Origin of the sequence: Mucilaginibacter celer (assembly GCF_003576455.2) — a bacterium.
Taxonomy (GTDB): Bacteria; Bacteroidota; Bacteroidia; order Sphingobacteriales; family Sphingobacteriaceae; genus Mucilaginibacter; species Mucilaginibacter celer.
The window spans coordinates 5,327,685-5,349,420 of sequence record NZ_CP032869.1; the positions used below are offsets into that span (position 1 = coordinate 5,327,685).

General features: G+C 44.1%; 17 protein-coding genes, 1 tRNA gene and 1 pseudogene. 10 read left to right on the forward strand and 9 right to left on the reverse strand.

Features of this window, described 5'->3' with window-relative positions; genetic code table 11:
* Window positions 1-16: 16 nt before the first annotated feature.
* On the reverse strand, window positions 17-823 hold the full coding sequence (locus HYN43_RS21955) for a helix-turn-helix domain-containing protein (protein ID WP_119406076.1): 807 nt from the start codon (window positions 821-823) through the stop codon (window positions 17-19).
* A gap of 49 nt (window positions 824-872) precedes the next feature.
* Window positions 873-1,844 (reverse strand): aldo/keto reductase, encoded by a 972-nt coding sequence (locus HYN43_RS21960; RefSeq protein ID WP_119406077.1) that lies wholly within the window; start codon window positions 1,842-1,844, stop codon window positions 873-875.
* A gap of 206 nt (window positions 1,845-2,050) precedes the next feature.
* Here HYN43_RS21960 and HYN43_RS21965 point away from each other — a divergent pair, with 206 nt between their 5' ends.
* Window positions 2,051-2,638: a Crp/Fnr family transcriptional regulator gene (locus HYN43_RS21965; RefSeq protein WP_119406078.1), complete on the forward strand. Its 588-nt coding sequence runs from the start codon at window positions 2,051-2,053 to the stop codon at window positions 2,636-2,638.
* Between the two features lie 70 nt (window positions 2,639-2,708).
* A complete protein-coding gene (locus HYN43_RS21970) occupies window positions 2,709-3,407 on the forward strand; it encodes an alpha/beta fold hydrolase (RefSeq protein WP_162996582.1) in 699 nt (232 codons plus the stop codon).
* Here the strand turns inward: HYN43_RS21970 and HYN43_RS21975 are convergent.
* The 5 genes from HYN43_RS21975 to HYN43_RS21995 all read right to left on the reverse strand — a co-directional run bounded on the left by HYN43_RS21975 (window position 3,397) and on the right by HYN43_RS21995 (window position 9,506).
* Window positions 3,397-4,152 (reverse strand): LytR/AlgR family response regulator transcription factor, encoded by a 756-nt coding sequence (locus tag HYN43_RS21975; RefSeq protein WP_119406079.1) that lies wholly within the window; start codon window positions 4,150-4,152, stop codon window positions 3,397-3,399. The two genes, HYN43_RS21970 and HYN43_RS21975, sit on opposite strands and share 11 nt — an antisense overlap.
* Before the next feature lie 2 nt (window positions 4,153-4,154).
* Window positions 4,155-5,945, reverse strand: coding sequence for a sensor histidine kinase (locus tag HYN43_RS21980; protein ID WP_119406080.1), 1,791 nt, complete (start codon window positions 5,943-5,945; stop codon window positions 4,155-4,157).
* A 190-nt stretch (window positions 5,946-6,135) separates the two neighbouring features.
* Window positions 6,136-7,662, reverse strand: a complete 1,527-nt coding sequence (locus HYN43_RS21985; RefSeq protein ID WP_119406081.1) for an FAD-dependent monooxygenase — start codon at window positions 7,660-7,662, stop codon at window positions 6,136-6,138.
* A 42-nt stretch (window positions 7,663-7,704) separates the two neighbouring features.
* Window positions 7,705-8,523: an AraC family transcriptional regulator gene (locus HYN43_RS21990; protein ID WP_119406082.1), complete on the reverse strand. Its 819-nt coding sequence runs from the start codon at window positions 8,521-8,523 to the stop codon at window positions 7,705-7,707.
* 80 nt (window positions 8,524-8,603) lie between these two features.
* Window positions 8,604-9,506 carry a DNA-3-methyladenine glycosylase family protein gene (locus HYN43_RS21995; RefSeq protein WP_119406083.1) on the reverse strand — a complete coding sequence of 301 codons (903 nt, stop codon included), beginning with the start codon at window positions 9,504-9,506 and terminating at the stop codon, window positions 8,604-8,606.
* 174 nt (window positions 9,507-9,680) lie between these two features.
* Between HYN43_RS21995 and HYN43_RS22000 the strand changes: the two genes are divergently transcribed.
* The 5 genes and pseudogenes from HYN43_RS22000 to HYN43_RS22020 all read left to right on the forward strand — a co-directional run bounded on the left by HYN43_RS22000 (window position 9,681) and on the right by HYN43_RS22020 (window position 17,555).
* A complete protein-coding gene (locus HYN43_RS22000) occupies window positions 9,681-9,980 on the forward strand; it encodes a hypothetical protein (protein ID WP_119406084.1) in 300 nt (99 codons plus the stop codon).
* Complete coding sequence (locus HYN43_RS22005) at window positions 9,977-10,441, forward strand: hypothetical protein (protein WP_119406085.1); 465 nt, start codon at window positions 9,977-9,979, stop codon at window positions 10,439-10,441. Before HYN43_RS22000 ends, HYN43_RS22005 begins: the two co-directional genes overlap by 4 nt.
* 212 nt (window positions 10,442-10,653) lie before the next feature.
* A pseudogene (locus HYN43_RS30825) lies at window positions 10,654-13,247 on the forward strand (type I restriction-modification system subunit M).
* Window positions 13,234-14,394, forward strand: a complete 1,161-nt coding sequence (locus tag HYN43_RS22015; RefSeq protein WP_119406086.1) for a restriction endonuclease subunit S — start codon at window positions 13,234-13,236, stop codon at window positions 14,392-14,394. Before HYN43_RS30825 ends, HYN43_RS22015 begins: the two are co-directional and overlap by 14 nt.
* Window positions 14,395-14,408: 14 nt before the next feature.
* Window positions 14,409-17,555: a type I restriction endonuclease subunit R gene (locus tag HYN43_RS22020; RefSeq protein ID WP_119406087.1), complete on the forward strand. Its 3,147-nt coding sequence runs from the start codon at window positions 14,409-14,411 to the stop codon at window positions 17,553-17,555.
* 153 nt (window positions 17,556-17,708) lie between these two features.
* Here the strand turns inward: HYN43_RS22020 and HYN43_RS22025 are convergent, their stop codons facing one another.
* Together HYN43_RS22025 and HYN43_RS22030 are read right to left on the reverse strand one after the other, a co-directional pair.
* Complete coding sequence (locus HYN43_RS22025; protein WP_119406088.1) at window positions 17,709-17,975, reverse strand: GIY-YIG nuclease family protein; 267 nt, start codon at window positions 17,973-17,975, stop codon at window positions 17,709-17,711.
* A 50-nt stretch (window positions 17,976-18,025) separates the two neighbouring features.
* A tRNA-Met gene (locus HYN43_RS22030) sits at window positions 18,026-18,099 on the reverse strand.
* Between the two features lie 280 nt (window positions 18,100-18,379).
* Here HYN43_RS22030 and HYN43_RS22035 point away from each other — a divergent pair.
* The 3 genes from HYN43_RS22035 (at window position 18,380) to HYN43_RS22045 (ending at window position 21,663) form a co-directional block, all read left to right on the forward strand.
* Entirely contained in the window at window positions 18,380-18,760 is a 381-nt protein-coding gene (locus tag HYN43_RS22035; protein WP_119406089.1) for an START-like domain-containing protein, read from the forward strand.
* 107 nt (window positions 18,761-18,867) lie between these two features.
* Entirely contained in the window at window positions 18,868-20,319 is a 1,452-nt protein-coding gene (locus HYN43_RS22040; RefSeq protein ID WP_119406090.1) for an LptF/LptG family permease, read from the forward strand.
* A gap of 138 nt (window positions 20,320-20,457) precedes the next feature.
* A complete protein-coding gene (locus HYN43_RS22045) occupies window positions 20,458-21,663 on the forward strand; it encodes a bifunctional 3,4-dihydroxy-2-butanone-4-phosphate synthase/GTP cyclohydrolase II (RefSeq protein WP_119406091.1) in 1,206 nt (401 codons plus the stop codon).
* Window positions 21,664-21,736 lie beyond the last annotated feature (73 nt).

The following is a 21,736-nucleotide window of genomic DNA, read 5'->3' on the forward strand; positions in this document are numbered from 1 at the left end:
TGACAGAGTGGTACTATCAAAACGCCGTAGGCGCTTTACCAAACCGCTTTTTAAACGAATGCGAAAAATGCGAAAGACTTTCAAAACCCAGGTCGAGATAAATGGCCGATGGCTTTTTGTTTTTATGTTCGATGAGATGCAGCGCCTCGATTAACCTGCGTTCCTGCAGCCAATGCCGGGGCGAGGAGCCAAAGGTTTTTTGAAAATCGCGCTTAAAGCCGGCAAGGCTACGGCCGGTAAGCTGTGCAAATTTCTCGACCGGCAGGTTGAAATGAAAATTGCTGAGCATAAATTTTTCGAGATCAATTTTGTAAGGATCCGAAAAATCGAACAGAAACGTGCTAAGCTCGGGCATCGCATTCAACAGCAGCTTTACTCCTTCCCTCACTTTTAGCATCCCCATCTCGCTCGTTATTTTTTCGGCCGGGTTACGTACGTATGGAATTACCGATTGAAAATATCCCTGCAAAAAAGCATCCCGCGGTATCAGTATATTTGGCGAACCAACGTATTTTTCCTTTATTTCTATCTGCTCTTCAAGGGCTATCTTCCTGAGCAGATCTTCCTGCAACGAAATTACGATGGTTTCATAATTCTCGCCGGGCAATGGCGTTTTAATGATCTGCGCCAGCTGGTTTTTGCCTATCAGCAGCATTTGCCCGCCCCGCATGGATATGGTTTGGCCCGATGTTTCCATCGTGAACAATCCCGAAACCTGCATCACCAGCGTGTTGTGATTCAGAAAGCCTACTTTATCTTTTCGCATGGCCGAGAGGTATGAGTAAAAAATAACTCCCGGAACTATTTCGGTTGGGTTGATCATTATGTAAATATAAAAAACAGGAGGGGCTTAGCCGCAAGCCCCTCTCCTGTTATCGTTGCAGGTATGTACCTCCTAATATAGCTCCGGGGGCAAATTGGGTATTGAGTACATCCATTTCGGCGGCTGTAAATTCAATTTCCATGGCTTTCATATTTTCGGGCAGCCTTGTGCGGCGGCTCATGCTTACCAATGGCATAATATGATCGCCCTGTGCATTTACCCAGGCAATAGCCAGTTGGGTTGGTGTAAAGCCTTTATCACTTGCCATCTGTTTCAGTACCTCCACCTTTTCAAGGTTTTTTACCAGGTTATCTCCCTGAAAACGGGAGAAGTGGTTGTGGTAGCTATCGGCAGGCAGGGGTGCTTTCATATCGCCGGTTAGCAGGCCTTCGGCTGTATTGGCAAATGCGACAACAGCGATGCCCAGTTCTTTAGCAGTTGGCAACAGGTCGGACTCTATCTGGCGGTCGGCCAGGGAGTAACCTATTTCAAGTGCCGATACGGGGTATTCGTTATTGGCTTTGCGCAACTGATCGGGTGTGATTTCGGATACGCCGAGGTGGCGCACTTTGCCTTCTTTAATCAGGTCGGCTACGGTGCCCACTATATCTTCTACCGGAACACTGTTATCCATGCGGCAGGGTTGATAAAGATCTATGGTATCTACACCCAAACGCACCAGCGAATAGTTAATGAAATTTTTAATGGCTATGGGACGCAGATCAAGCCCCAGCCACTGCCCGTTATGAAAAATGGCACCAAATTTTACGCTGATAAAAGCGTCATCGCGCCTGCCTTTAATGGCCTTACCAACCAGCAGCTCGTTATGACCGGCACCATAAAAATCGCCGGTGTTTAAAAAATTGATACCGTTATCTAATGCCGCCTGAATAGTGGCGATGCTTTCATTTTCATCGTTAGCTTTACTCCCCCAAACAGACGACATGCGCATGCAGCCTAAGCCCAGCTTAGAAACCAGCGGACCATTATTGCCGAGTTGTATTTTTGATATGGTTGTCATAATTGTTTTTTAAAAGTTTAACGATACAAAAATCAGGGTGTTTGCGGGGGTGCCGTTTTCTTGTATGGCTCAATTTTGTTGTCTGCATAGCTCAAACTTTTGTTATTATCAGCAACACGTAAAGTTTACATCATGTAACCGCAAATATTCGGCTATCATTTATCTTAGATTTTGGTATCGCCTATAATTTATACTTAATCAGCCCGATGAAGCAAGAACTGCCTTACTGGTATAACCAGCTAAAAAACAAGTATCCCATAGTAACCGATGATGAATGGCGCTTGCTGGATGTAATGGCTGTTGTAAAGCACATAAAAAAGGGGGATACTTTTTTAAAATATGGTAAAGTTGCCCGTTTTTCGGCTTTTGTGATATCAGGATCATTCAAGTACAACATTCCGGATGAGGACGGGCAGGAAAAGATCATCAAATTTGCCTTCGCCGATGACTTTTTGGCCAATTGCGAAAGCTATAATAAAAAAACGCCATCAGCAGTTAATATCGTTGCACTTGAGGATGCTGTTATACTCCGCATCAACATCAAAAAACTACAACCACTGTACGGCCTGCATATGAATTTGCTGCACGTTAATCTGCAGTTGTACCAGGAAATTTCTGAGCAACAATCAGAGCATCAGTACATGCTTTCGTTAAAAAGCCCCTTGCAGCGTTACCGGTACCTGATGGAGCGCCGCCCGGTTATTATCCGTAAAATATCACTCACCAATATTGCCCGTTACCTTTACATTAGCCGTGAAGCGCTTAGCAGGGCGCGGTTGTTACTACTAAAATAGCCCGTTGCGTTTTGTGACTGAAGTCACAACCTCAAATTGTGTGGCGTGATAGCTTTGTTTTATTAAAACAATGAAACAAAGCATCATTTTACTTCACGGGCTGTTTGGTAGCCTGAGCAACTGGAACGGCGTTATCCGGTATTTTGAAAACCGGTTTAATATCATTGTGCCGCAGTTGCCACTTTATGAGAAATATAAAGGCGACACTTTAGAATACCTGATGGAATTTCTTGACAACCTGATTACTTCGGGCAATTTGCAAAACCCCATCCTTATTGGTAACTCACTTGGTGGGCACCTGGCTATCCGCTATGCCCACAGGTATCCGCAGAAAGTTTCAAAATTGGTGCTTACCGGCAGCTCGGGCCTGTATGAAAATACACAGTTTGGCAGTTTCCTTAAACGCGGCAACCGCAAATACATCCACGAGCGTGTGGCCTATACATTTTACGATCCGGCTATCGCTACAGATGAATTGGTTGATGAAGTAATGCGCGTTACTACCGATAATTATAAATGCTTGTGCGCTATAAAAGCTGCAAAATCGGCACAGCGGGATAATGTTGCTGCCCGGCTCCCTGAAATATCAACGCCCGTTTTATTGATTTGGGGAAATGACGATCGCATCACTCCCCCTGAAGTTGCAGTTGAGTTTAAAAGCCTGTTGCCAAAATCGCAACTCATTATGCTGAATCAATGCGGGCACGCGCCGATGATGGAAAAACCGGATGAGTTTAATAAAGGATTAGAGCCGTTTATTACAGTTTAAACTCGACCATAATCCTTTCTTTCACTTTATCCCGGTTAAGTTTTGATACCGGTATTTTGGTGTTATCTGTAAGCAGCAGGGTTCCGCCATCTTCTTTCAACAAACTTTTTATAAATGCCACGTTTACCAGGTGCGATTGATGCGCCCGCAGAAAGCCGTGATCGGATAGCAGGTCCGCGTATTCTTTCAACGTTTTGGATACCAGTACCTGCTCGCCGCCTCGTAGGGCGAAACGGGTGTATGAGTTTTCGGCCATGCAGCGCACAATATCTTTAATGTCAACAAAGCGGGTTTCGCCAAAAAGCGGCAAGGCTATGCGGCCCTGGTTTTTATTGCCATCCTTCAGGTACCCGAGCATGTAAGCTATTCGCTCATTATCCCATTTTAAACTTATCGCTTTCCGGGCTTTATCAACGGCGGCTTTCAGCTCATCAGGGTCTATTGGTTTAAGCAGATAATCTAAGGCCGAAAATTTGATAGCCTGTATGCCATATTGGTTATACGCGGTTACAAATATAATCTCGAAATCAATCCGGCCCAGTTGTTTCAGTAAATCAAAACCTGTTTGCTGGTGCAGCTGGATATCTAAAAACACCAGTTGAGGTTTATGTTTGGCAATTGCATCAATAGCCTCATCAACATTGGTTGCTATGGCGCAAACTTCTATGCCATGAGTATAAGCACCCAACAGTTGTTGCAGGTTTTCGAGGTTTGACGGTTCATCATCAATAAGCAACGCTTTCATTTTTACAACCAGTTTTTTAGCTCGATGGTAATTAACGTACCATTGTTTTCGCGGCCTTTATGCAGCAATATAGTGGTATTTTTATAGATGCTATTGAGTAGGCGGATCCTTTTTTCGCACAGTTCAATCCCGATACCTGCTTTAACGGTTTGGTCAAATCCTTTGCCATTGTCCCATACTGTTAATAGCAAGGTATTATCAACCTGGTCAACGCCTATCCGGATAGCGCCTGCCTGCTGCAGGGCTGATACGCCGTGTTTAACCGCATTTTCGGCAAAAGGCTGTAGCAGCATGGCAGGTATTTCAATTTGCTGATCAATCACATCGTGATTGGTGTTAATATTAAACGCAAAGCCGAAACGCATCTGCTCCATCTCCAGGTAATCATTTAACAAGGCCATTTCGTGCTGTATGGACGTTAGTTCGCGGTTACCCTCATCCAATACATTACGGGTGATGCGGGCAAAACGTACAAGATACTTATTGGCATTTTCCATCTCGTTTTTATTAACCAGGTTTTGGATCCCGGCCAGCGCGTTAAACACAAAATGCGGGTTTAGCTGCGCCCTTACCGACGCTAATTGCAGGTTAATGATCTCTTTACCCTGAGCCTGCTGAAACAATTTGCGCTTTTGCCTTCGGCGATAAAAAACGAGAATGAGCAGGGCTGCTAAAACTACACCGGCAACTATAGTTATTAATACCGTTGCAGATACGGTAAGCGGTACATTAACAGCCGGCAAAACCGTAAAAGGGATGCTGGTGGCTAAACCTCGTAACAGGTAAACCGGCCTGCCGCCGTGACGGTGTATTTTTGGGGTGAAGGTTATTTGATATTTACCGGGCGTTTTCCAAAACTCTTTGTACAGATAAAAATCATAGTTGGTTTCACCAAGATTGATGCTGTCTTTCAAGCCGTCTGCATCTCGTTTTAATGATACTTTGTAGTTATAGATCCTCTTCGCGTTACCAATCATGAACCAGAGCCGCTGCACCGAATCGGCAAGCCTGATCTTTAAATCCTGCGATGATGGCGATTTGATAAAATCCAGTTCGGGTGGGGTCATCGGCACTTCCTTGCCCTTTATCAGGCGTGTATTTTTGTCCTTAGGATAAAAAGATCTGTCAACAACACCATTATCAACTGTGGGATACATGCGGCTCCAGAATTCGGCGTATGCTGTAACATTTGGCTTAACAACTTTACGCCAATCGATAGTTACAGCATCCTGCTCTCTGAAATTTTTAACATTGTATATTTCAACCCGTAAAACCTGGTTGGGTTGATAGCCGAATTTGCCTAAGTAAGCATAAGTATATCTGCCATCTGTGGTAGTTTTAAACTGGTTTGGCATGGTCCATCCAACCAGCTCACGCCTGTCATTTTGGATTACGCGGAAGAGGTAATTTTTAGCGTTTTGTGGGTTTACATCCTGGGCTATTAGTTCTATGCCGGCCTCGCCGTCAACTAAAATACTTGTAAAATCATTGTTTGGAGTAATGGTTTCCAGCCCCTCATAAAGCTCACTCTTTTTATCAAAACGAACACCAATGTTTTGAGCCCCCAAATTACTTACTAAAAAGTGCTCGTGCCCCAATTGTTTTATACGGCCGGCGCGGGTAATAAACGCGCGCATTTGCGGTGTTAAAGTTTCTTTGGTGGTATCAACGGGCATGCCTTTGTAAAAAACAACGTTAGGGTCATTTCGCCAGGATTGCGCCCAACCGGGTTGAACTATACAAATAAGCGTGCAAAACAAGGTTACCGGTAATGATTTGATAAAGGTTTTCATGATGTTTTAAAATTATACTTTGATTGTGTTATCTGGTATAAATTTGTGTTGGTTTACATCATTAAACAATCATCAAACAGCAGGCGGCATTAATGGCTTAGTATTTAGCTCAAATAACCGTTAAACCAGGAACAACGTATGCCGGCTTAACGGTGAAAAATGAGATTACCCCGGCAAGCGGCTTCAATAATCAATTACGTACAAACCATCGCTCTGCGGCTTTCTGAAGCTTGGAAAAATCTGGTTCATTGCCGGCAACCCACGCGATAATACCATCCGGACGGACTAATACCGCGCTTAAACCCAACTGATCTTTGGCAGGGCCTGAAACGTATTTAAGCTGATGGCTGTAGGTGGCTGCTAAAGCTTTAAGGGATGCATCTCCGCCAAAATCAATCAATAATCCCCGGCCGTCGCTCATCAATTTACCTATCCTTGTGCCATCTGCCAGCTCAAAATCCGGCACGCTGTAACCCAGTAATGGTTGGTCATCACCCAGATTGTAATGCGTATGGATACCCCATACACGCCCTGCAAAATAGGTAGCCCCATCGTTGGTGTTCATCAAATCGCTGATGATGGCATAGAGGGCGCGGCTTGATGCATCGGGCTTCATAATGGCCACCTGCGCCCGCGACCAATCCAGCACTTGCATGCCTACCGGATAACGCTCATCATAATAAGTATCCAGCAAACTCCCGGGTGCTTGCTGATGAATGGCTGCAGCCAGTTTCCAGCCCAGGTTCATGGCATCGCCCAGGCCAAGGTTAAGGCCCTGGCCACCCAGCGGGGCGTGGATGTGCGCAGCATCACCCGCTAAAAATATGCGGCCGTTGCGATAGGTAGTTGCCTGGCGGGCACGGTCGGTCCAGGTGGTAGCCATGTGCAGGGCTGTTACGGTAACATCGGTACCTGAAACGCGGCGCAATACCTCCTGTATGTGTTGCAGGGTAACAGGCTGCTCTGAGCTGTGAAAAGCACCGCCGTCAAAATCCTGCATCAACACATAACCCGGCTGCGATTGCAGGTACATGCCCCGGGAGGTTACATTACGACCGGGGTTCAGCTTCTCCGGATCGGCAAGATCTATCCGGGTAGAGTAGCCGGTAAACTCGGGTTCGGTACCGGCAAATTCAAAGCCGCCCAGCTTGCGTACTGCACTGCGGGCACCGTCGCACCCTACCAGCCATTTGCTGTTAAAGGAATAACTATCCCACAGAACCGTTACGCCGCTATCGTTCTGCTCAAAACCGGTAATGGCTAATCCGCGTTTAATTTCAACGCCAAGTGCTTCGGCGCGGCGGGTTAATACGGTTTCCATCTCATCCATGGTAGTCATAAGGCTGGGCCCGGGCGATCCCGGTAAGCGGTGCTCCCATCGCGATTGATCTACGTTACCCTCGGTAAAAGGGATCCCCGCGAAATGGCCAACCTGGCGCTCCGCTCCCTGTTTGGCATTTTGATGAGGATTTTTAAGTTTTTTATGCACTTCGAGCTGCTCGAGCAGTCCGCGACGATACAGTGCTTCGATGGATGGAGCCGAAAGGCCGCGCAACCCGAAGGGCAGTTGCTTTATGGGAGAATGAGGATCTGCCGCTTTTTCAAGTATTAACACCGAACATTTGGCCAAAGCCAGTTCGCAGGCCAGGAAAAGGCCCACCGGGCCGGCACCTGCAATAATTACATCGTAAGTATTTTGATTTTGTGTAGCTTTCATATTATAATAATTTGATACACAAAATTGAGGAATGCCATGGCCTTAGGATTGTACAAACGCGACAAAATCGCCGGGTAAAATTCGCCTGCCTTTTTTAGCCTCCCGTGCAAACGCGGCCGGCGTAGTACCACTGAAACGCTTAAACTCACGGCTTAAATGCGATTGATCGGTATAGCCCAGTTCGTGCGCCAAACCAGCCAGGTTAACCTCCGGGCTATGCCACAACCGGTTGCGTACCTGTTCAAAACGCATCAGCGCCGATACATCTTTAACCGTATGGCCTGATGACTGCTTAAAATTGCGCTCAAGCGTACGCACGGTTGCATGCGCGGCCTCAGCTACCTGGCTTACCGGCATAGTGCCTTTTGCCCGGCGCATGGCAAGCCCGGCTTTAAACAACATGCTGTTTGCCGCAATACCGGTTTGTGCCGAAAGAAAGTATTGCTTCAGTTGAGCCATAGCCTCTGTTATATTTCCCGCTTCGACGGATTTTGTTAATGAGGATTGAAGCCCGGCTATAGGGTGTTGAAATGTTTGCACGCCGTTATTTCCGGAGGAGAGATTCAGCAAATCAAAAATCGTCCAGGGATAACACCTGATGCCGATAATTTCCAGGAGGCTTTGCGTGTGAAAAATAACGGGCTGGTTAAGCAGGCCCATCATAAAAGGAGAAGGTAATGATTGTAGCTCTCCGCCGGCAGCAAGCCTGTGCAGATCTCCGAAATAAAAAATTATTTCGGCATAACCATCGGGCTGCACCTCAAATGTGCGTTGCTGCTCATCGGCATCCCTCCTGTTATGCCAAAAGCATTTGATGATATCGCGCAGTTCATCCGGCGGCAGAAACTCCTGATGGTACATAATTTAAATATAGGATGTTTGCGGGTTAATAGCCAAAAGCACTATCATTACCGGCATTTCCTTATTCTTCACAAAACAGATCAGACCCGCCCGGCCATGCTTCTCCATAAATACAACGAAGTGTATGACTCCCATCCGCCAACGCTTTTATAAAAACGGCTGATCCCTTCCTTGTCGTTTTTATCTATGATTATATTGTGATTTACCAGGGCTTTCTGCAAACCTGCGTCGCCATACGGAACGGCCGACTGTTCGTTTAAACTTTTCATCAGCACGTAGTTTGCCGTCCAAACGCCAATGCCTTTTATGCCGGTTAGCAAACTTAACCGGGCTTCGAAAGTTGGCAAATTTTGCAGAATTTGTTTACTTAAGGTTCTATCTAAAAAAGCGTTGGCTATATTCAAAATATATTCGGCTTTTTTGGCCGATAATTGTAAGTCTTTCAGTTCGGCAACCGAAAGCGAGGCTATAACTTCAGGCGGTGGAAAAATCCAATATTTATCTCCTTCAAACCCGATGGCTGAACCATAAGCTTCAACCATGCGCCTTTTTATTTTATACGCAAACCTAAGGTTGATCTGCTGCCCGGTAATAGCCCACACCAATGCTTCAAATAAATCTGGCATCCCGATAAAACGTAAACCGGCAAAAGCTTCCGGCATATAAGATAATTCTTTTTGGTTGCCGAGCAGTTTATAAAATGGAGCCAGATCGGTTTCAACATCAAACCAATCTGCAATAAAGTTTTTTATATGGTTGATTTGGCCAGGCCCTGGCTCGCCGGTAAGCCATTCAACTTCTAAGGCCTCACCTGTAAACAGGATATCAACAAGCAGGTTTTGCCCATTCACATGGAACGCTCTTCGTACTTTATAAGGATAAACGCGGTATATGCAATCATCAAATTCACGATCGAGGTACCAGAGGCACTCGGACCAGTTGAATGGACGATGGGCGGGGATATTGATGGAGGGGGATAGCATGGAGGTTGGGGGCGATATTTTAAACTACTATTGTTTTTCAAAAATAATGGTAACACCTGAATGCAGGGCTATTTATAGAAAAGCTTCATTTCCTTTCTCTCATCTAATTTATAGAGTAGATTGATTATCAATACATATGCTGTACTATTTCTTAATTTTAAAAAAAGAGAATAGATGAAAGGCACAAAAATAAATTTCAAGGGTCACGAATATAACACTGATGGAGATCGCCCGGTACAGCTAAATGATGTCCCAAAAGTAACCTCTGAAAAACAGTTAAAAAAAATTCTTCGGGATAAAAGTCTTGTATTCCTACAAATAGGCTATAAGGAACTTTATGGAATTAACAGGCTAAAATTTAAACAGAAACATTTTTTAATGCTGGAACCCAATCCGGTCACCTTTTATTTTTCGTTAGCGTTTGATGTTGTACCTCAATTAGAGGATGCAAGGAATGGCTCACTGTGGCATTGAACGAAAGCTCAGCTTCTAAAACCGTAGCATTTAGCTATGTATTCAAAGTGTCATCGATAGGCGTTATATTTTCCTTCCTGGCTTTAGAGGCTTTCATGAATCAGATGCTGCCAGATTATGCGCTAATTAATTATAACGGCAAACTGGTAGAAAAGGATCGTATTCAACGGTGGGCGTCATTTGAGGATAAAATAAATAGTATCATTCCCAAATTAACCAATAAAGATTTTGGGCTGAAATATCCAAAAAAGATGGGAAGGATATCAAAGCTAAAAATGCTTCGCGATGAACTAACACATTTGAAAGAGAGAAGAAAAAATGGCTTTACATCGTATGATAATGTTTATCAGGATATTCTTGATCTGAATTTGAAGTCGATAGTTGCTTCAGTTAAATCTTTTATAAACTTTTATAATCCCGGGCTTATTCAGAATTACCGGGGCCGGACTACTATTAAGTAGTATGATTAAGTGTCTTCTTCCGTGTTATGCCTTATTTCAAATACCCCACATTTTACAGTAAAATACATTTTAAAAGAATAAACAGCTTCAACTGAATATAACTTGAAATAAAGTAATATTATTCCTGCATTTTTGTCTGGATAGTTTCAGCATACAACCAGGCTATCTTTTTTTAATAAAATTGCATACTATCAGATCATACTATAAAATAAATGAACAAACAACAACTGGCCGCTAAAATATGGGAATCAGCAAATCAAATGCGTTCCAAAATTGAGGCGAATGAATATAAAGATTATATACTGGGATTTATTTTTTATAAATACCTTTCAGAAAACCAATTGAAGTTTGCTAAAAAGGAGGGGATTACGGAGGCCGAGATTAAACAACTTGCCGAAACAGATACCGAAGTAGTAGATTTTATCAGGAAGGGTATAGGATACTTTATTGCCCACAAAGATTTGTTTTCTACCTGGATAGATAAACAAAGTGATTTTGAAGTATCGAATGTTCGCGACGCGTTATCGGCCTTTAGCCGTTTAATTAACCCGGCCCATAAGAAATTATTCGACGGCGTTTTTGATACCTTACAAACCGGACTGAGCAAACTGGGCGAAACCGCTGCACAGCAAACCAAAGCTATCAGCGATTTGCTACAGCTTATTAAAGATATCCCGATGGATGGCCGGCAGGATTATGATGTGCTGGGCTTTATTTACGAATACCTGATTGAAAAGTTTGCCGCCAATGCAGGCAAAAAAGCCGGCGAGTTTTATACCCCGCACGAGGTTTCGGTTTTAATGTCGGAAATTATAGCCTGGCATCTTAAAGATCGCTCTGAAATTCAGATATATGACCCCACAAGCGGTTCGGGATCTTTATTGATCAATATTGGTAAAAGTGTGGCCAAGCACATGGATGGCGAAAATAAAATTAAATACTACGCCCAGGAGCTTAAGCAAAACACTTATAACCTTACCCGCATGAACCTGATTATGCGGGGCATTAAAATAGAAAACATTCAAACCCGTAATGCCGATACCTTAGAAGAGGACTGGCCATATTTTGATGAAAACGATCCGGTAAACTCATACAATCCCCTATACCTGGATGCCGTGGTATCCAACCCGCCCTATTCGCAACAATGGGACCCGGCGGATAAGGAGGCCGACCCGCGATATGCCCGTTTTGGCCTGGCTCCAAAATCAAAGGCCGATTTCGCGTTTTTACTGCACGATTTATACCATTTAAAGCCTGATGGCATCATGACCATTGTATTGCCGCATGGTGTATTGTTTAGGGAGGCGAAGAAGGGGCCATCCGCCGCAACCTCATCGAGCAAAATCACATTGATGCCATTATTGGTTTGCCTGCCAATATATTTTTTGGCACCGGCATCCCAACCATTGTAATGGTGTTGAAACAAAAACGCCCCAATACCGATGTATTGATCATTGATGCATCGAAGGGTTTTGTTAAAGAGGGGAAAAATAACAAACTCCGCGCATCGGATATTAAACGCATAGCCGACGCCGTTGCCGGGCGCCAAAGCATCCCCAAATACGCCGCAGTGGTAAGCCGTAACGAGATCAGGGAAAATGATTACAACCTCAATATCCCGCGGTATGTAGATAGCGCGGAGGCTGCCGAAAACTGGGATATTTATGCCACCATGTTTGGCGGCATCCCCATCAGCGAAATTGGGGAGCTCTCGGTTTACTGGGAAGCTTTCCCGGGGCTGAAAGAAAGCCTGTTTACCAATACCTCGGCCGATATGGCAGCTTTAAAAACCGAAGATGTTACGGGCAGCATCCAAACGCACCCGGATGTTAAGGCCTTTGTAACAACTTTTACAGATGCCTTTGCCAATTTTAATGTAACGCTCAAAAAACGGCTGATAGACGAAATGCCTACGCTCAGTATCCCTAAAGAAAAAAGCGTATTGAGCGCCGATATTTTTAGCCGCTTAAAGCCGGTAGCCCTCATTGACAGGTATGAAGCCTATCAATTGCTTGATAACAGTTGGCAAGGCATCTCCGGCGATTTGGAAATGCTGCAAACCGAAGGCTTTGAAGCGGCTAAACAGGTAGATGCCAACATGGTAATTAAAAAACAAAAAGGTAAAGATACTGAAGTGCAGGAAGGCTGGAAAGGGCATATTTTACCTTTTGAACTGGTACAGCAGGTGCATTTAACCGCCCAACTGCAAAGCCTTTTAGATAAAGAGAACCGCCTGGCCGAAATTACCGCCCAATACGACGAACTGTTAGAAGCTTTAAGCGAAGAAGCGAAAGACAGCGATTTGACCAACGAAGCCAAAGACGCCTTTGTAAACGCCGAAATTATTAAAGCCGCCAAAGAAATTGCCTCTGATATTAAAAAAGGGAAATACACCGAAGACGACGACGAAACCAAAATTTGGAAAGTAAGCAACCTGATAACCGAGGAGAAAACCCTTAAAAAAGATATTAAAGAAGAAGCGGACGCCCTGCATATCCTCACCAAAAAAACTATTGAGGCATTGACAGATGAGCAGGTAAAAGCATTGCTTGAACGCAAATGGATAAGCCCCCTGGTAAGCACTTTGCATGAGTTACCTGCCAATACTGTTGCTACGCTTACACAAAAAGTAAACTACCTGGCCGGGAAGTACACCGTTACTTTGCATAATGTGAGCAGCCAGTTACAGGATACAGAGCTGGCATTAGCCCAAATGATGAGTGAACTAACGGGCAGCGAACACGACATGTTGGGGTTGAACGAATGGCAAAAGCTTTTAAGAGGGGAAGGTGATGGGAATGATTAAAAAGGTGCCGGGGATTCGGTTTAAAGGGTTTGAGGAGGAATGGGAGGAGAAGAACTTAGAGGAAATTTTAGATTTAAATAGTGGTAGAGATTATAAACATTTATCTCTGGGAAATATTCCAGTTTATGGGACAGGTGGTTATATGCTTAATGTGAATAAAGCACTGTCATACAAAGAAGATGCGATCGGAATAGGTAGAAAAGGAACTATTGATAAACCATATATTTTACGTGCACCCTTTTGGACGGTTGATACACTGTTTTTTGCGATACCTAAACAAAACAATGATTTAGAGTTTATCTACCCCGTTTTTCAACGAATAAATTGGAAACAAAAGGATGAATCGACTGGAGTTCCCAGTTTATCAAAAAACTCCATAAATAACTTAAATATAGCTATCGCTTCCAAAGAGGAACAAACCCAAATCGGAACCTATTTCAAACAATTAGATAGTTTAATTCAACTACAAGAGCAAAAACTGGAAAAGGTAACCAACCTAAAAAAAGCGATGCTCGAAAAAATGTTTCCTAAAGAGGGAGAAGATGTTCCTGAGATTCGTTTTAAAGGGTTTACGGAGAAATGGGAAAAGAGTTTGCTTGGCCAAGTAGCAGCTTTTTCGAAAGGGAGAGGATATACAAAAAACGACTTGAGCCAAAGTGGTTATCCAATTATTCTTTATGGTAGATTATATACAAAATATGAAACGGTAATAAATCATGTGGATACGTTTGCTGAAAGCAAGAAGGATGCTATTTTGAGCAAAGGCAACGAAGTAATTGTACCTGCTTCAGGTGAGACTTCTGAGGATATCTCCAGGGCTTCAGCCGTGCTAAAAGCTGGTGTTATTTTAGGCGGGGATTTAAATATCGTTTATGCAAATTCTCAACTATATCCAATTTTTTTAGCACTTTGTTTAACAAATGGAAAATCAAAAAGTGATTTATCTAAAAGAGCAAAAGGAAAATCTGTAGTGCATTTACATAATTCTGATTTGGAAGAGGTCGCAATTGTATATCCAAAGATAGGAGAGCAACACAAAATTGCAATATATTTCCAAAACCTCGATCAACTAATCAACCAATCCCAACAAAAAATACAGCAGCTAAAGCATCTCAAACAGGCCTTGCTCCAAAAAATGTTTATCTAAAAATAACCTAAGCCATGACTACATTTACCGGTGAAGCAGATTTTGAAAACGCGTTGATAAAACTCCTGTCTACCAAGGGATGGGAGTCGGAGGTACTTAAAAACCCAACGGAAGAGGATTTGCTGAGCAACTGGGCTGGCATCCTTTTTCAAAACAACCGGGAAATTGACCGCCTTAATGATACGCCGCTCACCCCCGGCGAGATGCAGCAGGTATTGGAGCAGATTACGGCCCTGCGCACGCCGCTTAAATTAAACGGTTTTATTAACGGCAAAAGCGTAGCCATTACCCGCGATAACCCTGCCGATGCCCTGCATTTTGGTAAAGAAGTAAGCTTAAAAATATACGATAGGCTGGAGATTGCCGCCGGCCAAAGCCGCTACCAAATAGCACAGCAACCCCGGTACAAAAGCAAATCAAAAATACTGAACGATCGCCGGGGCGATCTGGTGCTGCTCATTAACGGCATGCCCGTTATCCACCTCGAACTTAAACGCTCGGGCGTGCACATTAGCCAGGCAAGTACCCAAATTGAAAAATACGCTTACGAAGGTATTTTTTCGGGCATCTTTTCACTCATCCAGATTTTTGTAGCCATCACACCCGAAGAAAGCATTTACTTTGCCAATCCCGGCCCGGAAGGAAAATTTAACAAAGACTACTTTTTTCACTGGGCCGATTTTAATAACGAACCCGTTAACGATTGGCGGCAGATCTGTAGTTCGCTCATCTCCATACCCATGGCCCACCAACTTATCGGTTTTTACACGGTGGCCGATAACTCCGACGGGGTGCTGAAAGTGATGCGAAGCTATCAATATTACACGGCTAACGCGATATCCGATCGTGTAGCCAAAACCGATTGGAAAAGCCCCGACGTGCGCGGCGGTTATATATGGCATACCACCGGCTCGGGCAAAACCATGACCAGCTTTAAATCGGCCCAGTTGATAGCCAACTCCAAAGATGCCGATAAAGTAATTTTCCTGATGGATAGGATTGAACTGGGCACACAATCATTACGCGAATACCGGGGTTTTGCCGATGATAACCAATCGGTGCAAGCAACCGAAGATACTTACGTACTGGTTACCAAGCTTAAGAGCAATGATCCGGCCGATACGCTGATTGTTACCTCTATCCAAAAAATGAGCAATATTGAAGCCGAAGAGGATGGCCTGAACGCCAAAGACCTGGAGCAGATGCGCCGCAAACGAATGGTAATCATTATAGATGAAGCACACCGCACCGTTTTTGGCGAAACCATGTTGCCCGCCATCCGCAAAGCGTTTCCCCGCGCTGTATTTTTTGGGTTTACCGGTACGCCCATACAAGACGAAAATCAGCGTAAAGACGCCACTACAGCCACCATTTTTGGTAACGAACTACACCGCTACAGCCTGGCAGATGGCATCCGCGATAAAAACGTGCTGGGTTTTGACCCTTATAAAGTGCTCACCTATCGCGATAAGGATATCAGAAAAGCGGTAGCCCTGCAGGAAGCCAAAGCCGCCACCGAAGCCGAAGCTATTGCCGATGCGGATAAAAGTGCCATCTATTACCATTTTATGAATTCGGCCGAGGTATCGATGGCTGGCGGGCTTGACAAGGCCGGCCTGTATGTAAAAGGTATAGAAGATTACCTGAACCGGTCGCAGTACGAACGGGTGGAACATCAGCAGGCCGTAGTTACCGATATTAAAGATAACTGGCTGCGCTTAAGCCATAACGGAAAATTTCACGCCCTGCTGGCCACCAGCAGCATTGCCGAAGCTATTGAATATTACCGGCTGCTAAAAGCGGAATTCCCGGCGTTAAAAACCACCGCCTTGTTTGATCCGCATATTGATAATAATGCAGGCTTTGTATTTAAAGAAGAGGGCTTGCTTGAGCTGATGCAGGATTATAACGAGCGTTACCAGCAGGATTTTACTTTCGCCTCGCATGCCAGGTTCAAAAAAGATATCTCCAATCGTTTGGCTCATAAAAGGCCTTACGAGCGCTTAGAGAAATCGCCCGAAAAGCAAATCGATCTGCTAATTGTTGTCGACCAGATGCTAACCGGCTTCGACTCGAAATGGGTAAATACTTTATATCTTGATAAGGTATTGCGCTACGAAAATATAATCCAGGCATTTTCGCGTACCAACCGCTTGTTTGGCCCCGAAAAACCCTTTGGCGTTGTAAAATATTACCGCTTTCCGCATACCATGCATCAAAATGTAGAAAGGGCCGTAAAACTTTACTCGGGCGATAGGCCCTATGGTTTGTTTGTTGATCGCTTAGATAAGCAATTGCAACACCTAAACTTCACCTATATGCAGATAGCGGATCTGTTTACCAACGCCGGTATTGATAATTTTGAAAAGCTACCTGATGAGTTAGGCGTACGCGGGCGCTTTGCCAAACTTTTTAAAGTACTTAACCAATACCTTGAAGCAGCAAAGGTACAGGGCTTTCAATGGAATAAATCCATCTACGAGTTTAAAGACCGAAAGCCGAAACTTGTTATAGAACTGCTGTTTGACGAGAATAATTATAACAGCCTGCTTGCTCGTTATAAAGAAATGTTTGTGCCCGGTGCGGGCGGCGGCGGTTTACCAGATGTGCCTTTTGAAATAGAGCCTTATATTGTTGAAATTGACACCGGTAAAATTGATGCCGATTACATGAACTCCCGGTTTGTGAAGTACATCAAATCGTTAGAACAAACAAATATCACCGACGAGCAGCGTAAGGTAATTTTAGACGAATTGCACAAATCATTTGCTACCTTAACCCAGGAAGAGCAGAAATTTGCCAACATCTTCCTTAATGATGTAATGAGCGGCAATGCCGAGCTAAAAGCTGATAAAACCTTAAGAGACTATATTACCGATTATTTATATCAGGCCAAATACGGCCAAATTTTAAAGCTCACAAGTATTTTGGGCGTTGATAAAAACAAGCTTCAAATTTTAATGCGCGCCGATATCACAGAGCTAAACATTAACGAATATGGCCGCTTTGATGAATTAAAAGCCACGGTAGACAGAGTTAAAGCAAAAGCTTATTTTGAAAAGATTGAAGGTAACCCATTGCCTGATTTTAGGGTGAGCATTAAAATAGACAAACTACTAAAGGATTTTATAACAAAGGATGGGTTTGAATTGGGTGAGTAATAACTTGTTATTTGTACTGATTTAATAAGGTGAAAAACACCATCGGCAACAAAAAATCCCTTTACGATTCTAATCGTAAAGGGATTTTGCTTCAAGTAGCGGGGAGCAGGATCGAACTGCCGTCCGTTGGCTAACGGATATGAATCGATCGCTCTAAACATTTGATGCATTAAATTTCTTGCTAATCATATTCCGAATAAACTGTCTTCCATTCGACGATTTAAGTTGTTTTTCCCGTATCAAAGCTTCCGATTTCGTTGGGAACTCTTCTGTATATGCAATTACCCAGGGGCGATATTTAACAGTATGTCCCTTAGTTGCCAGTTGATTATGAGAGAGAAAACGATTCTCTAAATCAGATGTGTAACCGATATAGATTTGATCAAAGGTTGGAGAATATAAAACGTATACCGTAAACATAACCACAATATACAAGAAAAGCCCCTTTTTCAAGGGGCTTTCTGCCAATGTAGCGGGGAGCAGGATCGAACTGCCGACCTTAGGGTTATGAATCCTACGCTCTAACCATCTGAGCTACCCCGCCGTTCTTTATTTTATATCTCTTATCGCAAGAGAACTTTAATTTTATCTTTAAGGACTGCCGTCCGTTAATTAACGGATATGAATCCTACGCTCTAACCATCTGAGCTACCCCGCCGTTTTTTAGTGTATCTTCCTCTTTTAATGGTTATTTAAAAGAGTGGCTTCGTTGTAAAACAAGTGGCCGTCCCTAAAAAGGTTTGCAAATATAGTAGAAATTCGTTTTCTTTAGAAAAAATGTTACAAAATTTAGTGCTGACCTGCTTTTTATAGTATAAACCCAAATGTCCGAAAAGAAAAAATTTACCATTGAGTACGAGATTAAGTCATCTCCACGTATCCTGTTTTCATTCTTAAGCGAGCCTAACGGCTTGTCTCAATGGTTTGCTGATGAGGTTAGTATCCGGGATCATGTTTATACTTTCACCTGGGATGATGAGTCGCAAAAGGCCAAACTGTGTTCAGTTAAAGAAAATAAATCCGTACGTTTTAAATGGCTTGATGATGATGCTCAGTATTATTTTGAAATGGAAATAATGCAGGATGAGCTCACCAATGATGTGGCCCTGGCCATTACCGATTTTGCCGTCGAAGACACCATTACCGAACGTAAACAGATCTGGGATAACTCTATCGATTACCTCATCAGCGTATTAGGCGCCTGATAAAACTTTATTTTAGCTAATTTTGTACGCCAAACCATGGTTTGCACGTTAATGGATTTAACTGTGCACAAGCCCTGCTTTGCCCCGGTTAATTACAAATAGCACTAATGAAAAAGATCCACCTTTTACTCCTTAAATCATTTATAAGGCCTTTTTTGGTTACGCTTTTCATTGTGATGTTTGTGTTGCTGATGTTGTTTTTGTTTAAATACATTGATGATTTGATTGGCAAGGGCTTTGCCTGGTACACCATCCTCGAGCTGATGATGTACAACTCGGCCACCAACGTATCTATGGCCCTGCCGCTTTCGGTGCTGCTATCCACTATTATGACTTACGGCTCACTTGGCGAAAATTACGAACTGGTGGCCATCAAAGCCGCCGGTATCTCCCTGCGCCGGGCTATGTACCCCATGATTGTGATTGTTACCATACTCAGCGTAGCGGCTTTCTTTTTTTCGGATTATATGCTGCCGGTGGCTAACCTTAAGTATTTTTCGTTGCTGTATGATGCCCGCAAGCAAAAATCGGCCGATTTATTGCCCGAGGGAGTGTTCAGCACCAGCTTTCCGGGCTATACCATCCGCGTAAAACGAAAAGATCCGGATGGGCAGCGCCTGTACGATATCATGATCTACTCAAAAACGCCAAGCGATAATAATACCATCGTAATTTTGGCGCGCGAGGGTACCATGTTCCGTACCATGGGCGATAAATACCTGGTGCTGAAGCTGAAGGATGGCGTACGTTATGAGGAGGCACCCGGCCAGAATGCCAGCTACAATACCCGCCAGATGCTGTACCGGCAGCGTTTTAAGGAAACCGAAACCAAGTTTGATCTTTCAACTTTTAAAATCAGCCGTACCGACGAGAACGAATTTAAGTCGGCATCGCAAATGATGAACATCAAGCAGCTTACGCATTACCTCGATTCGGCCCAGCGCTCGGTTGATAGCGTTGCCGCATCTAACCATAAAATGGTTTCATCATATATCAAATACTATTCTATTCCAACACAATCAAAGGTTATTAAACAACCTATTGCCTACGATGCGAAGAAAGGAGCCCTGCAGGGCCTTAAAACACCCGAGCAGCAGATGGCGCTCAATACCGCTTCGTCGGAAGTACGGTCAATTAAAGATTTTATCAAAAACCGGTCAGACATATACCGTAACGATTCTGAAAACATCCGCCGCTATTTTGTTGAGTATCAAAAAAAATACAACCTTTCTGTAGCCTGCCTGGTATTGTTTTTAATAGGTGCCCCGCTGGGCTCCATCATCCGTAAAGGCGGGTTGGGCCTGCCTGTGGTGGTTTCAGTCGTATTTTTCCTCATCTACTATATCATCACCACCATTGGCGAAAAAGCAGTAAAGGGCGGCGAGATCAATAATTACCTGGGCATGTGGATTTCTATTATCACCCTGCTGCCTATCGGCCTGTTCCTGTCGTACAAGGCAGCTACCGATTCGGCTTTATTTGATATGGAAGTTTATAAACGCTTTATAAACCGCATGATACAAAAGTTTAAGCCCAAAGCAACCCGGCATCTTCATTAACGGTATTTATTAAGCAAGCCTGTAGTATAGCGGCATAATCATTTTACACAAGGCCGACCCAAGTGATGCTATTAAGCATTAAATTTGATACAGATTAAAACTAAAAGGCGTTTAAGGGCGCCAACCAACAAGTATATAATGTTAAACACCATACAAGAAGCGATCGACGAGCTTAAAGCCGGCAAAACCATCATCGTTGTTGATGATGAAGATCGCGAAAATGAGGGCGATTTTTTAACCTCCGCCCGCAACGGTACTCCCGAAACCATCAACTTTATGGTTAAGCACGGTCGCGGCCTGGTTTGTGCGCCAATTACCGCACAAAGGGCAAAAGAGCTTGAACTGATGCCGATGGTAAGCCACAACACCACCTCGCACGAAACAAATTTTACTGTTTCGGTTGATTTGCTTGGTCATGGTTGTACAACAGGCATTTCGGCAAGCGACAGATCAAAAACCACGCTTGCCCTGATTGATCCGGATACCCGGCCTGAAGATTTGGGCCGCCCGGGACATATTTTTCCTTTAATAGCCAAAGACGGCGGCGTACTGCGCCGTGCCGGCCATACCGAAGCAGCTATCGACCTGGCCATATTAGCCGGGCACGAACCGGCCGGTGTGATTTGCGAAATTATGAAGGAAGACGGCGAAATGGCCCGCCTGCCCGATCTGCTGCAAATTGCCAAAGATTTCGATCTTAAGATTATCTCTATAAAAGACCTCATCGCTTATCGCCTGGAACACGAATCGATGGTGAAACGTGAGGTAACGGTAAAAATGCCTACCGAGTGGGGCGATTTTGATATGACAGCCTACACCCAGCTGGATACCGGCGAAAACCACCTTGCCTTGGTTAAAGGCAGCTGGGAGCCCGGCGAACCGGTTTTAGTACGTGTTCATAGCTCATGTATGACGGGCGATATTTTTGGCTCCTGCCGCTGCGATTGCGGTCCGCAGTTGCATAAAGCTATGGAAATGATCAGCAAGGAGGGCAAAGGCGCTATTGTGTACATGAACCAGGAAGGCCGCGGCATAGGTATTATCAATAAGCTGCGTGCCTATCATCTGCAGGAGAACGGCTATGATACGGTTGATGCCAACCTTAAGCTGGGTTTCCCGATGGATCAGCGCGATTACGGCATTGGCGCCCAAATTTTACGCAACCTTGGCATCACCAAAATGCGCCTGATGAGCAACAACCCCAAAAAACGCGCCGGACTTATTGGTTACGGCCTGGAAGTGGTTGAGAACGTACCTATCGAAATAGCATCAAACCCGCATAACGAGGCTTACCTGCGTACCAAACGCGACAGGATGGATCATGCCATTATGCGTGATCATTAAACTACCGGAAACTATCCGGGATAACATTTCTACCATTAACATAGCCTATGTTAATGGTAGAAATGTTTAATTA